The sequence below is a fragment of the Phenylobacterium sp. GW821-FHT12F10 genome (genome assembly GCF_058806695.1).
Genome location: NZ_JBXAPY010000001.1, coordinates 1350584 through 1365342 on the forward strand (window position 1 = coordinate 1350584; position 14759 = coordinate 1365342).

17 protein-coding genes and 1 tRNA gene are annotated in these 14759 nt (G+C 70.2%); 12 read left to right on the forward strand and 6 right to left on the reverse strand.

The genetic code is table 11. From position 1 onward, the window contains the following. Positions 1-3 precede the first annotated feature (3 nt). Both AC1RN5_RS06785 and msrB read right to left on the reverse strand, forming a co-directional pair. Positions 4-528 carry a hypothetical protein gene (locus tag AC1RN5_RS06785; RefSeq protein WP_493040487.1) on the reverse strand — a complete coding sequence of 175 codons (525 nt, stop codon included), beginning with the start codon at positions 526-528 and terminating at the stop codon, positions 4-6. A 92-nt stretch (positions 529-620) separates the two neighbouring features. Continuing rightward, positions 621-1121, reverse strand: coding sequence for a peptide-methionine (R)-S-oxide reductase MsrB (msrB, locus tag AC1RN5_RS06790; RefSeq protein WP_493040488.1), 501 nt, complete (start codon positions 1119-1121; stop codon positions 621-623). 123 nt (positions 1122-1244) lie between these two features. Here msrB and AC1RN5_RS06795 point away from each other — a divergent pair, with 123 nt between their 5' ends. Together AC1RN5_RS06795 and AC1RN5_RS06800 are read left to right on the forward strand one after the other, a co-directional pair. Further along, positions 1245-3224 (forward strand): acetyl-CoA carboxylase biotin carboxylase subunit, encoded by a 1980-nt coding sequence (locus tag AC1RN5_RS06795; RefSeq protein WP_493040489.1) that lies wholly within the window; start codon positions 1245-1247, stop codon positions 3222-3224. A gap of 49 nt (positions 3225-3273) precedes the next feature. Beyond that, complete coding sequence (locus AC1RN5_RS06800; RefSeq protein ID WP_493040490.1) at positions 3274-3672, forward strand: DUF805 domain-containing protein; 399 nt, start codon at positions 3274-3276, stop codon at positions 3670-3672. Here the strand turns inward: AC1RN5_RS06800 and lipB are convergent. After that, positions 3669-4394, reverse strand: a complete 726-nt coding sequence (gene lipB / locus AC1RN5_RS06805) for a lipoyl(octanoyl) transferase LipB (protein WP_493040491.1) — start codon at positions 4392-4394, stop codon at positions 3669-3671. The genes AC1RN5_RS06800 and lipB overlap by 4 nt on opposite strands. 67 nt (positions 4395-4461) lie before the next feature. Here lipB and AC1RN5_RS06810 point away from each other — a divergent pair, with 67 nt between their 5' ends. The 7 genes from AC1RN5_RS06810 to AC1RN5_RS06840 all read left to right on the forward strand — a co-directional run bounded on the left by AC1RN5_RS06810 (position 4462) and on the right by AC1RN5_RS06840 (position 9850). Further along, entirely contained in the window at positions 4462-4722 is a 261-nt protein-coding gene (locus tag AC1RN5_RS06810) for a FliM/FliN family flagellar motor switch protein (protein ID WP_421931716.1), read from the forward strand. A 54-nt stretch (positions 4723-4776) separates the two neighbouring features. Then, positions 4777-4861: transfer RNA gene (locus AC1RN5_RS06815), tRNA-Leu, on the forward strand. 65 nt (positions 4862-4926) lie between these two features. After that, a complete protein-coding gene (gene mgtE / locus AC1RN5_RS06820; protein ID WP_493040492.1) occupies positions 4927-6381 on the forward strand; it encodes a magnesium transporter in 1455 nt (484 codons plus the stop codon). Positions 6382-6448: 67 nt separating this feature from the next. After that, positions 6449-7822 (forward strand): lysozyme, encoded by a 1374-nt coding sequence (locus tag AC1RN5_RS06825; protein ID WP_493040493.1) that lies wholly within the window; start codon positions 6449-6451, stop codon positions 7820-7822. A gap of 112 nt (positions 7823-7934) precedes the next feature. After that, positions 7935-9101 carry an isovaleryl-CoA dehydrogenase gene (locus AC1RN5_RS06830; protein WP_493040494.1) on the forward strand — a complete coding sequence of 389 codons (1167 nt, stop codon included), beginning with the start codon at positions 7935-7937 and terminating at the stop codon, positions 9099-9101. An 82-nt stretch (positions 9102-9183) separates the two neighbouring features. Next, the gene (locus tag AC1RN5_RS06835) at positions 9184-9591 is read left to right on the forward strand and encodes a DUF3574 domain-containing protein (RefSeq protein ID WP_493040495.1); all 408 of its coding nucleotides are present in this window, start codon (positions 9184-9186) and stop codon (positions 9589-9591) included. 55 nt (positions 9592-9646) lie between these two features. Further along, on the forward strand, positions 9647-9850 hold the full coding sequence (locus AC1RN5_RS06840; protein ID WP_421931711.1) for a YMGG-like glycine zipper-containing protein: 204 nt from the start codon (positions 9647-9649) through the stop codon (positions 9848-9850). 6 nt (positions 9851-9856) lie between these two features. On the opposite strand, the gene AC1RN5_RS06845 is transcribed toward AC1RN5_RS06840, so the two are convergent. After that, entirely contained in the window at positions 9857-10639 is a 783-nt protein-coding gene (locus AC1RN5_RS06845; protein ID WP_493040496.1) for a helix-turn-helix domain-containing protein, read from the reverse strand. A 143-nt stretch (positions 10640-10782) separates the two neighbouring features. Here AC1RN5_RS06845 and AC1RN5_RS06850 point away from each other — a divergent pair, with 143 nt between their 5' ends. Continuing rightward, entirely contained in the window at positions 10783-11136 is a 354-nt protein-coding gene (locus AC1RN5_RS06850) for a nuclear transport factor 2 family protein (protein WP_493040497.1), read from the forward strand. Positions 11137-11263: 127 nt separating this feature from the next. On the opposite strand, the gene AC1RN5_RS06855 is transcribed toward AC1RN5_RS06850, so the two are convergent. Together AC1RN5_RS06855 and AC1RN5_RS06860 are read right to left on the reverse strand one after the other, a co-directional pair. After that, entirely contained in the window at positions 11264-11764 is a 501-nt protein-coding gene (locus tag AC1RN5_RS06855) for a hypothetical protein (RefSeq protein ID WP_493040498.1), read from the reverse strand. Positions 11765-11862: 98 nt separating this feature from the next. Then, positions 11863-13299 carry a S8 family serine peptidase gene (locus AC1RN5_RS06860; protein ID WP_493040499.1) on the reverse strand — a complete coding sequence of 479 codons (1437 nt, stop codon included), beginning with the start codon at positions 13297-13299 and terminating at the stop codon, positions 11863-11865. Positions 13300-13409: 110 nt separating this feature from the next. Here AC1RN5_RS06860 and AC1RN5_RS06865 point away from each other — a divergent pair, with 110 nt between their 5' ends. Both AC1RN5_RS06865 and AC1RN5_RS06870 read left to right on the forward strand, forming a co-directional pair. Then, positions 13410-13901, forward strand: coding sequence for an RNA polymerase sigma factor (locus tag AC1RN5_RS06865; RefSeq protein ID WP_493040500.1), 492 nt, complete (start codon positions 13410-13412; stop codon positions 13899-13901). Further along, the gene (locus tag AC1RN5_RS06870) at positions 13898-14644 is read left to right on the forward strand and encodes an anti-sigma factor (RefSeq protein ID WP_493040501.1); all 747 of its coding nucleotides are present in this window, start codon (positions 13898-13900) and stop codon (positions 14642-14644) included. Before AC1RN5_RS06865 ends, AC1RN5_RS06870 begins: the two co-directional genes overlap by 4 nt. Positions 14645-14759 lie beyond the last annotated feature (115 nt).

Genomic DNA, 14759 nt, shown 5'->3' on the forward strand with positions numbered 1-14759 from the left:
GCCCTAGTAGAGCTTCTCGTTGGCCTGGCGGGTCGCGCGGCTGCTCATATAGCTGATCAGTTCGAGTTTGAGCGCGGCGAGGTCGCTGGCGGCCGGCGACAGCTTGGCGATCAGCCTATTCCACACCTTCAGCCCGGCGCCGGTGTCCGTGCCGCGGGCCACCTCCTGGGCCAGGGCCGCGACGACCCCTGGATCCAGGTCGGCCCAGGCCGCGTCCAGTTGCGCGGGATAGACCTTGGTCAAGATTTCCAGCCGCCGCTCGGCGATGAGCTGGCCGGTGTAGCCGGAGAAGGCCAGGCCTGCAGGCTCCATGGCGGCGTCCCTGACCTGGCAGGCGTTCAGGGCGAGGCCGAGCTGCGCCTCGCTGAAATGGTCCATGATGTCGGGCCGCTGGTCCTTCAGCCCCGCGAGGAGGTAGCTGTCGCGGCCGCTGCCCGGCAGGTGATCCCAGATGCACTTGGCGTCGCCCGCCATGGCCGGGCCCGCCGCGGCCAGGACGCCGATCAGGATGAGCGCGCGCAAGGGCATGGGGACCTGCCAGGGTTGGGGCGCCGGGCGTCCGACAGGGCATCCTACAGCGGAGCTTCGCCATCCGCCATGAAATCAACGGCCTAGCCGCGTCAGCTCGCGGCGGTCGCCAGGTGCTGGTTGTCGCCGCGCTGCAGTGGGTCGCGCAGGGGTTGGCCGTTCTGGACGAACTCCAGGGACACCGAATTGATGCAGTAGCGCAGCCGGGTCGGCGGCGGGCCGTCGGGGAAGACGTGGCCCTGGTGGCTGTCGCAGCGGGCGCAGCGGGTCTCGATGCGGATCATCCCGTAGCTGACGTCCTTGACCGCCACCACATGGGCCTCGTCGAAGGGGGCGAAGAAGCTCGGCCAGCCGGTGCCGCTCTCGAACTTGGTCTTGGCCTGGAACAGGGGCAGGCCGCAGAGCCGGCAGCAATAGGCCCCGTCCTCCTTGTTATCCAGCAGGCCGCCGCAGAAGGGGGCCTCGGTGCCGTGGTGCAGCAGCACATCGGCCTCCTCGCGGCTGAGGTCGGCCTCGAGACGCTTGCGTTCCGCTGCGTCGGGAGGTGTCAGGTCGAAACCGGACGGGGAGAGGGTGGCTTCTGGCGTGCTCATGGGGTCCAATCTAAGGTCTCTCCCCACAGTACGGAAGCACCCCAGGGGAGGTTACGTTCATGATCGGCCACAGAAATTCCGCCATTGGCCCCGCAGCCCAAAAACTGCGCTAAGACGGCTCCCATGTTCTCAAAGATTCTGATCGCCAACCGCGGCGAGATCGCGGTCCGCATCATCAAGACCTGCCGCCGGATGGGTATCGCCACGGTGGTCGTCTATTCCGAGGCCGACGCCGACTCCATGGCCGTCGAGATGGCCGACGAGACGGTGTTCATCGGGGCCGCGCCGGCCTCCGAAAGCTATCTCGTCGCCGACAAGATCGTCGCCGCGGCCCGGGAGACGGGCGCGGAGGCCATCCACCCCGGCTTCGGCTTCCTCTCGGAGAACGCGTCCTTCGCCCGTCGGCTGGAGAAGGAGGGGATCGTCTTCATCGGTCCCAACCCCCACGCCATCGAGGCCATGGGCGACAAGATCGAGAGCAAGAAGTTCGCCACCAAGGCCAAGATCTCGGTGGTGCCCGGCCATGTCGGCGAGATCGACGACACCGCCCACGCCATCAAGATCAGCGAGGACATCGGCTATCCGGTGATGATCAAGGCCTCGGCCGGCGGGGGCGGGAAGGGGATCCGGGTCGCCTGGAACCGCAAGGACGTCGAGGAGGGCTTCCCGGCGGTCAAGTCGGAGGCCAAGTCCAGCTTCGGCGACGATCGTATCTTCATCGAGAAGTTCATCGAGAGTCCGCGCCACATCGAGATCCAGGTGATGGGGGACAAGCACGGCAACGTCGTCCACCTGTTCGAGCGCGAATGCTCCATCCAGCGCCGCAACCAGAAGGTCATCGAGGAGGCGCCGAGCCCGCTCCTGGACGAGGAGACCCGCGCGGCCATGGGCGCCCAGGCCGTGGCGCTGGCCAAGGCCGTGAACTACGACTCGGCCGGCACCGTCGAGTTCGTCGCCGGCCAGGACAAGAGCTTCTTCTTCCTGGAGATGAACACCCGCCTGCAGGTGGAGCACCCCGTCACCGAGCTGATCACCGGGGTGGACCTCGTCGAGCAGATGATCCGCTCGGCCTATGGCGAGAAGCTGGCCTTCGAGCAGAAGGACCTGGCCATCAAGGGTTGGGCCATCGAGAGCCGCATCTACGCCGAGGACCCGTATCGCGGCTTCCTGCCCTCCATCGGCCGGCTGGTGCGCTACTACCCGCCGGAAGAGGGCGCCAAGGGCGACATCATCGTACGCAACGACGCCGGCGTCCGCGAGGGCGACGAGATCTCGATGTTCTACGATCCCATGATCTCCAAGCTGTCGACCTGGGCGCCGGAGCGGCTGGCGGCCATCGACGCCATGGGCCGGGCGCTGGAGGATTTCCACATCGAGGGCCTGGGGCAGAACATCCCCTTCCTGGCCGCGGTGATGGATCAGGAGCGGTTTCGGTCGGGCAAGCTGTCGACCAACTACATCAAGGACGAGTTCCCCGAGGGCTTCATCGGGACCCCGCCCACCAACTGGCAGCGGGACCTGGTCTCGGCCGTGGCCTGCGCCATGCACCGCATCGTCACGGCCCGCTCCGCGCCCCAGTTGCTGCGCGACGAGTGGATCGTCATCGCCGGCCACGACAAGCGCCTGGTGCGCCTCTCCAACGGCGGGGCGGCCTATCAGGTGGAGTACGTGAACGAGAACCGGGCCCTGACTCTCACCGACGTCGACTGGCGGCCGGGCAAGCACGTCTTCCGCGGCGTGCTGGACGGCCGGGCCTTCACCGTGGCGGTCAAGCCCGCCGCCGAGGGCTTCGTCGTCCGCCACCGGGCCACCACCCTCAATGTCCTGGTCCTGACCCCGCGCTCGGCCGACCTGCACGAGAAGCTGCCGGCCAAGAAGGCCGCCGACACGTCGAAGATGATCCTCTCGCCCATGCCGGGCCTGGTGGTGACCCTGGACGTCATCCCGGGCCAGCTGGTCCGGGCCGGGGAGGCGGTCTGCGTGGTGGAGGCCATGAAGATGCAGAACATCATCCGCGCCGAGCGGGACGGCACCGTGAAGACCGTCGGCGCCAAGGCCGGTGATTCGGTCGCCGCCGACGAGGTGCTGGTGGAGTTCGCGTGATCGCCGCGCCGCCCTATAGTGGCGGCGTCGATTCACGGGGACGCCGGGCATGAACGCCGATTGGGGCGCGCTGTTCTTCACCGCCGACGGCCGGCTGGCGCGCACGCCGTTCCTGATGGGGGCCGCGGTGCTGTTCGCGCTGGGGGCCCTCTATGAGGCCGTGGCCGGCGTCACCCTGCACTGGCTGACGGGATGGTTCGTCTATCCGGCCCTGATCTATGGCGGCGCCTGCGTGCTCTCCAAGCGCCTGCACGACCGCGGCAAGTCCGGCTGGTGGGCGGTGGTGATCCTGTTCGCCCTGGTGGCGGTCTGGCAGCCGCCCCTGAACCCCGCCGACGTCCTGCTCACCATCCTGCTGCTCTGGGCCGCCGTGGAGCTGGGGGTCATGCCCGGCGAGCAGGGGACCAACCGCTACGGTCCCAATCCGCTGCGGACGGCCGCGGCCTAGATCGGCGCCTCGACCCGCTCCACCGCGCCGAACACCTCCGTGAAGGCCTCCATCAGGGCCGCGTCGGCCTCCTCCATCGTGACGGGGAGGCCCAGGTCCACCAGGCTGGTCACCCCATGCTCGGTCTGGCCGCAGGGGACGATGCCGGAGAAGTGGCTGAGGTCGGGTTCCACGTTCAGCGAAACCCCGTGGAAGGACACCCAGCGGCGCAGCTTCACCCCGATGGCGGCGATCTTGTCCTCCCGAATCGGGGCGCCGGAGACCTTACGTTCCACCCAGACGCCGACCCGCCCGTCGCGAATCTCGCCGACCACGTTGAACCGGCCCAGGGCCGCGATGATCCAGGCCTCCAGGGCAGCGACGAAAGCGCGCACGTCCCGGCGCCGGGCGGTGAGGTCCAGCATCACATAGGCCACCCGCTGTCCGGGGCCGTGATAGGTGAACTGGCCGCCGCGAGCCGTTGGGAAGACCGGGAATCGGTTCGGCTCCAACAGGTCGGCCGCCTTGGCCGAAACCCCGGCCGTATAGAGGGGCGGGTGCTCCAGCAGCCAGACCAGCTCGCCGGCCGAGCCCTCGGCGATCGCCGCCGCGCGCGCCTCCATCGCGGCCACCGCGGCCTCGTAATCGACATAGCCTGGCGACACCGCCCAGCCGGCCGGCGCGCCGTCGGCCCTTGAGAAATAAGGGGGCGCGGCTTCAGCATTTAACGACCGGTCAAGCATGTCAGCGCCAATGTGGGCCCAAGGATCGAGGGGCGCAAAGCCCCCTTTGATTTCTTAGAGTTTTTTGATGGGTGGGGTTTTGGGTCAGGTTAACGCCGTCAATGTCGAGATTTCGGTGGTGCTGGGTCGTTCCACCCTGCCCATGCAGCAGCTGCTGCGGATGGGCCGGGGTGCGGTGATCCCGCTGGACGCCGGTGTCAACGAAGAGGTGTGGATCTTGGCCAACAACCACCCCGTGGCGCGTGGAGAGATTCAGATCAACGAGGATCGGATCTCCATCGCCGTCACCCGCGCGGCCGATGTTTACGACTATATGGCCGGCAGCTAGCCACAACGCTTCACAAACGCTCGGGGGTTTGCTACCTGCCGCGCCTCACCACGAGCGGTCGTGGCGGAATTGGTAGACGCGCAGCGTTGAGGTCGCTGTGGGGCAACCCGTGGAAGTTCGAGTCTTCTCGACCGCACCAGTGAATCAGGGTCTTTCGCAGCTGCAGAGCTAGAGCATCGTCATACGTTAGGAGGGGAGGTCCGCATGAGCCGCGACACCGAACATCCGAGCGAAGACGACGTTCTGGACCTGAAGGCCTCCCGGGAGAGCCTGACGTCCGCCGAGGTCGAGGACCTCGAGGATCTCGCCCTTGGCGAGGACTACGCTCTAAACCCCGACTTCGTGGCCATGGTCGTCGACGCGATCGACCGTGGCGACGCCGAGCGCCTGCGCGAGCTGCTGGCGGCCCTGCACCCGGCCGACGTGGCCGACCTGATGGGCTTCCTGTCGTCGGACTACCGGGCCGAGGTGGTGGCCCACCTCGATCCCGAGGCGCTGGCCGAGATTCTCTCCGAACTGGACACCGAGATCCGCGAGGACGTGCTGGAGCACGTCCCGTCGGCGACCCTGGCCAAGGCCCTGGGGGAGATGGACTCCGACGACGCGGTGGACGTCGTCGACGACCTGGAGGACGACAAACGCGCCCAGGTGCTGGCGGCCATGCCGGAGATGGAACGCACCGCCATCGAGACCAGCCTGGCCTATGATGACGAAACCGCCGGGCGCCTGATGCAGCGCGAGGTGGTCTGGGCGCCCCAGTTCTGGACCGTCGGCCAGACCATCGAGCACTTCCTGAAGGAAGGCGACGACCTGCCGGAGCTGTTCTTCGACGTCTATGTCGTCGACCCCTCCCACAAGCCGGTGGGCGCCGTCCCCGTCAGCCACCTGCTGCGGGCTCGCCGCGACGCGCCGCTGGCGCAGATCATGGAGCCCATCACCGAGATCCCGGTCCAGATGGACCAGGAGGAGGTGGCCTACATCTTCGACAAGTACCACCTGATCTCGGCCCCGGTCGTCGAGCCGGGCGGCCGCCTGGTGGGTCAGATCACCGTCGACGACATCGTCGGCGTCATCCAGGACGAGAGCGAAGAGGACATCCTGGCCCTGGCCGGGGTCTCCGACGCCGGCCGTGACGCCGGCGTGCTGGGCATCGTCCGGTCGCGCCTGCCTTGGCTGATCCTCAACCTCCTGACCGAGACGGTGGCCGTCAGCGTCATCGGGGCGTTCCAGAACGAGATCGCCAAGCTGGTCACCCTGGCTGTGCTGATGCCCATCGTGGCCTCCCTGGGGGGCAACGCCGGGACCCAGACCCTGGCCGTCGCCGTCCGCGCCCTGGCCAATCGCGAACTCAACGCCTCCAACGCCATGCGCATCTTCCTGCGGGAGGCCAGCGTGGGGGTGATCAACGGCGGAGCCCTGGCCGGGGTGATGTCGGTGGCCGTCTTCCTGTGGTTCCACGACCTGCGGCTGTCCATCACCGTCGCTCTGGCCCTGATCGTGAATGTGTCCATCGCCGCGGTGGCCGGCATCCTCGCGCCGCTCACCCTTGATCGCCTGGGACGCGATCCGGCCGTTTCGTCGTCGGTCTTCGTCACATTCGTGACCGACTTCATGGGCTTCCTGTCGTTCCTGGGCCTGGCCGCTGTGATCCTGTTGTAACCGGCGCCTATCTTGCCGGTTGAGAGCCAAGCGCTCACGCGCCTGTCTCAATGTGGGTCAGATGGCCATGAAACCGCGTCACCAAGTCTCCCGGACTGCGATCGACCTGATCAAGCGGTTCGAAGGATACCGCCGGAAGTCCGCGCAGTTGGCAGATGGCCGCTGGACGATCGGCTATGGCCACACGCTCACCGCCCGGCAAGGCGCCGAAGTCTCGGAACAGGACGCCGAGGCCCTGCTGCTCTACGACCTGATCGCCGTCGCCCACTCGGTCAACGAGTGGACCTACACGCCGCTCACCCAGAACCAGTTCGACGCGCTCTGCGCCTTCGCCTTCAACATCGGCGTCGACAACTTCCGCCGCTCCTCGGTCCTGCGCCGGGTCAATGAGGGCCAGCTGCTGCAGGCCGCCTGCGCCATGGAGCTGTGGCGCAAGGCCGACTTCGAGGGCGAGCGTATCGTCATCGACGCCCTGGTCCGCCGCCGCTCGGCCGAGAAGACCCTGTTCCTGACCCCGACTCACGGCTGGGTGCCCGCGCCGTCGCCGATCCTGCGTCCCAATGTGGACATGGACGCCGCCGGGGTCGTGCCGCGTCAGACCCCCACCGCCCTCAAGGCGCCGATGGAAGGTCCCCTGGCGATCGTCGAGCGGGAGGCCGTCCCGGCCGCCGCGCCGCAGCCGGCCCCCGCGCCGGAGCCGGTCGCCCAGGCCGCGCCAGCGCCGGCCGCTCCGTTCGTGCCGGCGCCGCCCGAGGAGGACCTTCCCAGCCCCACCCAGGCGGCGGCGGCCAGCGTCACCTCGCGCCTCTCCACCATCTTCCGCGACACCACCGCCGAGCAGCCCGCGCCGGAGCCCGCCCCCGCGCCGGTGGTCCCGCCGGTGGAGGCCGTGGCGCAACCCGCGCCCCAGCCCGCGCCGCCTCCGCCGCCCGCCGCGCCCATCGCCCTGGCCGGGGGCGACCGCGCCTTCGTCCTGACGCCGCCGGAGGAGGTCTATGAGGCCCCCGCGCCCGCCGCGCGGATGGAGCTGCCGGTGGCGGCCAACGAATCGCATCCGACCCTGTTCGACCGCCAAACCTCGGCGGCCAACGACCAGTTGGGCCTGCCCTCGCCGCCGCGCGCCGAGGACCGTCCGCGGATCCTGATCGACGACACTCTGGAATACGACCCCGCCTTCGACATGCTGGAGCCGGAGCAGCCCAAGCTCAGCCTGCCCCTGCTGGTGGGCCTGACCGTGGTGGGCCTGGCCTTCTTCGCCGGCGGCCTGTTCTGGGCGGCGAGCGTCAGCCCCGACAGCGACGGCGGCCTGTTCAACCCGCTCACCGTGGGCTGGATGGCGGCCCTGGCCGGCATCGGCTTCTTCGGGGTGGCGGTCTACCTGATGCTCGACCGGCTCGGCCGCGGCGATATCGACGACGAGGGCGACCTCGACGCCGAGTGACACCTTCCCGGGGGGGGATTGAGCGGGAAAGCGGCCTGGCGCGTATCGCCGGGCCCCTTTTCTGTCCGAACCGCGGCTCGCGGCGCATTTCGGCCCGTGCTAACACCGCGCCATGATCCCGAACCATGGACCTTCGCTGGATTTCGGCCTTGGCGAGACCGCCGACGCCATCCGCGACACCACCCAGCGCTTCGCCGCTGACCGCATCGCCCCGCTCGCCGCGGAGATCGACGCCACCAACACCTTCCCGCGCGCCCTGTGGCCGCAGATGGGGGAGCTCGGCCTGCACGGTCTGACGGTGGAGGAGGAGTACGGCGGGCTTGGCCTGGGCTACCTCGAACATGTGGTGGCCATGGAGGAGGTGAGCCGGGCCTCGGCCTCGGTGGGCCTGTCCTACGGCGCCCACTCCAACCTCTGCGTGAACCAGATCCGCCGTTGGGGCTCCGATGAGCAGAAGCGGCGCTATCTGCCGGCCCTGATCTCCGGTGAGCACGTCGGGTCGCTGGCCATGAGCGAGAGCGGCTCCGGCTCCGACGTGGTCTCCATGAGCCTGAAGGCCGAGCATCGCGGTGACCGCTATGTCCTGAACGGAACCAAGTTTTGGATCACCAACGCGCCGCACGCCGACGTCCTGGTGGTCTACGCCAAGACCGCGCCGGGGGAGAGCAGCAAGGGCATCACCGCCTTCCTGATCGAGAAGGATTTCAAGGGTTTCTCGGTCGGCCAGAAGCTCGACAAGATGGGCATGCGGGGGTCCGACACCGGCGAGCTGGTGTTCGAGGACTGCGAGGTTCCGGAAGAGAATGTCATGGGGCCGGTGAACGGCGGCGTCGGGGTGCTGATGAGCGGTCTCGACTATGAGCGCACGGTGCTCTCGGGCGGGCCGCTGGGCATCATGCAGGCCTGCCTGGACGTGGTCCTGCCCTATGTCCGGGAGCGCAAGCAGTTCGGCAAGCCCATCGGCTCCTTCCAGCTCATGCAGGGCAAGGTGGCCGACATGTACGTCGCCCTCAACTCGGCCCGGGCCTATGTCTACGCGGTGGCGCGGGCCTGCGACGCGGGACAGACGACGCGGTTCGACGCCGCGGGCGCGATCCTGATGGCCTCGGAGAACGCGGTGAAGGTGGCCCTGGAGGCCATCCAGGCCCTGGGCGGGGCGGGCTACACCCGCGACTATCCCGCCGAGCGCCTGCTGCGGGACGCCAAGCTCTACGACATCGGCGCCGGCACCAACGAGATCCGCCGCTATCTGATCGGGCGGGAGCTGATCGGGGCCTGACCAAGGCGCTGCACGTCAACGGTTTCTACACCTCCGATTCACTTTAGATGATGCGAACCACGCGGGGGCGGAGGTGAGATCGATGCGCAGAGTCGTTGTTCCGATGCTGCTCCTGTCCCTGGCCGGCTGCGCCAGCCTTCAGCAGCCCAGCTGCGGGGCCGGCGAGGAGCCCATGCGCACCGCCCAGCTCTTCTTCGGTCAGAACATCGGCGACAAGCCCGGGGTCTCCGACGCCGAGTTCCGCAAGTTCGTCGATGAGGTGCTGACCCCGCGCTTCCCCGAGGGCCTCACCGTCCTGGACGGCGGCGGCCAGTGGACGGGACCGGAGAACAAGCTGATCCGCGAGGCGGCCAAGGTGGTGGTCCTGGTGATCCCGCGGAAGGACCTCCACACCCAGCACAAGCTCGGCGAGGTGCGCCAAGCCTATGTCCAGCGCTTCCACCAGGACAGCGTGATGATGGTCAGCCAGCGGGCCTGCGTGTCCTTTTAGGTCCGGAACCCGACACGCGGCCCGGGGGTTTGGTCTCCACAATCAGGAGAACCCCATGCGTAAGATCCTCATGCTCGCCCCCGCCGCCCTCATCGCCATGACCCTCGCGGCCTGCGGCACCACCGTCACCGAACGCGCCGCGACCGGCGCCCTTGGCGGGGCTGCGGTCGGGGCGGCAGTGAGCGGCGACGCCAAGGGCGCGCTGGCCGGCGCGGCCATCGGCGGCGTCGCCGGCGCGGCCACCACGCCGCGCAACTAAGTCGACCTAGTCCAGCCCGGCGGCCATCGCTCCCAGAGCCTTGGCCGTCGCGGCGTCGGCCGGGAAGAAGGTTTCCAGGGTCAGTTCCGACAGGGTTACGTCCACCGGGGTGCCGAACACCGTGGTGGTCGACAGGAAGGACAAGATTCCCGTCTCCGTCCGCAGCTGGAACGGGATGGCGACCCCCGCGAATTCGTCGGACGGTTTACGGGATGGCTGGTCCCCCGGGATCGGATAGGCCCTGACCTCGGTCAGCAGGGCGGCGAGACCCGGGTCGGCCGTCAGCTCCACCTCTCGCCGCAACCTCTCCAGGATATGGGCGCGCCATTCATGCAGATTGGCGGTCCGCCGCGCCAGTCCGCGAGGATGCAGGCTCAGTCGGATGACATTCAGCGGCGGCGTCAGCAGCTCGGCGTCGATCCCCGCCAGCAGCGGCGCCACCATCCGGTTGGCGCTCACCAGGTTCCAGCCCCGATCCACCGCCAGGGCCGGGAAGGGCTCATGTCCCGTCAGGATCAGGTCCACGGCGCGGCGTGCGGCGGCCAGGGCCGGATCGTCCAGAGACCGCTGCGGGAAGACCGGGGCGAAACCCGCCGCCACCAGGATCACATTGCGCTCCCGCAAGGGGATTTCGAGCTGGTCAGCCAGGCGCAGCAGCATGTCGCGGCTGGGCTGGGCGCGGCCCGTCTCGACGAAGCTCAGATGGCGGGTGGAAATCTCGGCCTCCAGGGCGAGGTCGAGCTGGCTCATCCGGCGGCGCTGGCGCCAGTCGCGAAGGTGGTCGCCCACCGCGGTTGCTGTTCCCATCATGCGGCGAGGATAGCCGCGCCCCCGCGGCGGCTCCATGACCTGGCAGGTAATCGCCCGGCCTCGCGGCGTCCCCCAGTCTCTCCCCACGCCGCGACGGTTCGCGGCGGCAGAGGAGACCTCCCATGCTCGAAGACCTGATCGACCGCTATATCGCCGCCTGGAACGAAGCCGACCCGGCCGCGCGCCGCGCCCTGGTGGCCCGGACCTGGACCGACGGCGCCTGCTACCTCGACCCGATGATGGCCGGGGAGGGGCACGAGGGCATCGACGCCATGATCGGCGCCGCCCAGGGCCAGTTCCCCGGCCTGACCTTCTCCCGCCGCGGCGCCCTGGACGCCTTCGGCGACCACGTCCGGTTCAGCTGGGATCTCGGCCCGCCCGGCGCCGCGCCGGTGGCCGGCGGCACCGACTTCGCGGTGGTGAAGGACGGGCGCTTCGCCGCCGTCACCGGTTTCCTGGACTTCGCGCCCGGCTAGCGGTCGCCAGACATGCGAAAGGCCGCCGGGGGGCGCCCGGCGGCCTTTCCACTGTCAGATCCCGGGGCGGCTCAATCGAGCCTCTCCAAGCGCCCCGTAATCTGCAGCGTCCGCTCTAAGGGAAGCCTCAGCGGGGGCGCGAGACGGAACCCTGAGCAGATGCGTTGGCGCCGACCGAGGCGTTGGCCCCGTGGCGCGAGGCGTTGACCGACCCGTCCGCATTGACGTCGCCGGAGGCCGAGGCGCCGGCCGCCGAGGCGTCGAGGGCGCCGTCGATGGAGCTGGCCGCGCCGGCCGAGGTGTTCTTGGCCGCCCGGGCCGCGGCGCGAGCGTCGGCCTTGGCCTGGCGGGCGGCCTGGCGGGCCGTGTCGCGGGCGTAGCCGGCGGTGCTGGTGGCGGTGTCGCGGCCGTAGCCGGCGGTGTCGCGGACCGTCGAGCCGAGGCCGCCGATGGAGCCGGAGCCGCTCAGGCCGCCGGAGCCCATGACGCCGCCGCCGGCGCCGCCGATCATGCCGCCGACACTGCCGCCGCCGCCCACGGCGCCGCCGAGGATCTGGGCTTGAGCGCCGGCGCCGAAGGCCAGCAGGGTGGAGGCGGCCGCGGCCGCGATAATCGTGGTCTTACGCATGTGTTCTTCTCCCAATTTTGCGAGGCGCGGGGGCGTCTCTGGGAGGTCAAACGCTCGACGGCGAGATTTTCATCCCGACTTTCTTCAACTTTTTCCGATCACTCGCCGGCGAGCAGGCGGCCGCCGGCCCCGACGGCGGCGGGCGCGGTGCGCAGGTCGAAGGCCACCAGGCCCTTGCCGTAGACGGGGTCGGGGCCGCGCGCCCCCAGGTCGCTGGCCTGGCGCGACAGGCTCTCCAGCGCCCGCGCCGCGCCGGCCCGATCGGGCTGGGGCAGGGCCAGGGCCAGGCGGCCGGCCACCAGCGGCGCGGCGAAGGAGGTGCCGCGCAGGGCCACATAGCCCCCCTGGGCCGCCGCGCCGGCCATGTCGGCCCCGGGGGCGGCGAAGTCCACATGGCCGCCGCGCCCGGCCTCGGGCAGCACCCGTCGGCGCGCGTCGACCCCGGTGACCGAGATCACGCCGGGATAGGCGGCGGGATAGAGCGGCGGGGCGGCCGGGCCGTCATTGCCCACGGCGGCCACCACCAGGTGTCCCCGGGCCACGAGGGCGGCGATGGCGGCCTGCAGGGTTAGGTTGGGCGGTCCCACCAGGCTGATATTGATCACCGGCACGCGGTTCTGGGCCATCCAGGCCAGGGCCTGGGCGATGATCGCCGCCGAGCCCCCGGTGGGCGTCGACCCATAGACATCGGCCACCAGCAGCCGCGCCCCGGGCGCCGCGCCCCGGAAGACGCCGGCGCGTCCCGCCATCAGGGAGGCCACGGCCGTCCCATGGGCGCTGACCCTCAGGCCGCCGGGGGCGAAGCCCCGCTGCTCCACCGGGCCGAGGCTGGGATGGGCGGCCACCCCGCCATCCACCAGACCGATGCGCGGGCCCGACCCGCCGCCGCTCGCCGCGGGTCCCCGGGCGGCGGCCGTCACCTGGCCCGCCCCGAGATAGATGTGGTTGAAATCGTACAGCCCCTCGGGGTCCAGGGCCCGGAGCCGCGCCACCGCCTCCCGGGCCGACAGGCCGGGGGGCGGGGTCAGGGTGATCATCGACAGGCCAAGGCTCTCCAGCCGCGCCTCGCCTCCGACCTCGAACCCGGCCCGCCTGGCGATGGCCAGGGAGGCCGGCGAGGGGGAAAGGACCAGGACCTGCCCGCGCACCACCGCCTGGCCATGGTCGTCCACGTCGATCACATCGGCATGGTCGCGGATCAGGGCCTGGACCTGGACGCCGCGCGCGGTCGAAAGGGCTTCCCGCGCCGTCGTGGTCGCGCGCCGGGCCACGTCCCGGGTCAGGTCGCGGGCCACGTCGGCGGCCTGGGTCGGCAGGCGGGGAGTCCTGGGCAGGTCCGGGACGGCGGGAAGGTCGCCCGGACGCTGGAGGGGAAGGCCTCCGAGGCCCCCGAGGGTCGCACCGCCGACTGGCGGGCCGGCGCCCCTCAGGCCGCCCAGCCCGCCCAGGCCCTGGCTCTGGGCCGGCAGGGCGGAAAACGCCATGGCGGCCACGCCGAGGGCGCGGATGACCCATAGCTGCGCCGGTCCGGTCATGAAATCCTGCTCCTGACGGACACCTAAGCGCGGCAATGGCGTTTTGTTCCTTGTCACGAGGGATGAAACGAACGGCCTGGGTCGTTTCATCCCCAGACAGAGGCGAGGTCTTGGACATCTTTCAGAGCGAGATCGTCGAACTGCTTCCCCGCCTGCGCCGCCTGGCGCGGGCGATCACCCGGGACGTGGCCGACGCCGACGACCTGACCCAGCTGACCGTGGAACGCGCGCTGGTGCGCGCCGACCAGTGGCGGCCCGGGACGCGCCTCGACAGCTGGATGTATCGGATCATGAAGAACGCCTGGATCGATGAAGCCCGCGCCCGGACCCGCCAGCGCAAGGTGTTCGCGCCCGAGGACGACGGCCTGCGAGTGGGGGTCGACGGCGCGGCCGCCATGGAGGCTCACCTGGAGGCCGCCTCGGTGGAGCAGGCGATGGCCAGACTGCCCGACGATCAGCGACTGGCCGTGGCGCTGGTGCTGGTGGAGGGTCTATCCTACCGCGAGGCGGCCGCGGTGCTGGAGGTTCCCGAGGGGACCCTCACCAGCCGCCTGGTCCGGGGCCGCAACGCCCTGCTGGCCGATCTGAGGGGTGCGGCATGAAGATCGATGATCGAAAACTGATCGCCTATGTGGACGGCGAGCTCGACGCCGCCGGCCGCGCCGAGGTGGAGGCGGCCGTAGCGGCCGATCCCGTCCTGGGGGTGCGCCTGGACGAACATCGTCTGTTGCGCGGCAAGGTGGCCGGCGCCTATGCCCGGGTCGCCGACGAAAGCGTGCCCGCCCGCCTGATGGCCGCGGCCCAGGCCGGCGCCAGGGCCAACGCCGACAATGTGGTGAAGCTGGCCGACCGGCGAAAGCCGCCGCCGCCCCCCAAGGTCTCACGGCCGGTGGCCTGGCCCGCCTGGGGCTCCATGGCCGCCACCCTGATGGTGGGGGTCGTGGCGGGCTACCTCCTGTCGCAGCAGACCCCGGCCGCCATGGCGCCGGGCTTCGACGGGGCGCTGGTGGCCCGCGGGGGCCTGGCCAAGGCTCTGGAGAACAACCTGTCGGCCACCTCCGGCCCGGTGCGCCTGGGGCTCAGCTTCAAGACCGCCGACGCCCGCTATTGCCGGACCTTCCAGGTGGACGCCCAGCGCACCGCCGGGATCGCCTGCCGCGAGGGCGCCCGCTGGGTGGCGCGCATGACGACGGAGGCCCCGCGTCCGACCCAGGGCTTCGATTATCGTACGGCGGCCACGGCGACGTCGCCGGCCGTGCTGGCCGCGGTGGACGCCATGATCGAGGGCGAGCCGCTCGACCGTCAGGGCGAGATCGCCGCCAAGGCCCGGCGCTGGCGGGATTGAAATAGGCCGTCATCCCGGTTTGCGCGCAGCGGAAGACCGGGACCCGGACGCGCGGGGCTTGCCGGAGAAATCGGTGAGTATGGGTCCCGCACTTGCGCGGCTTGGCCGCTACGTG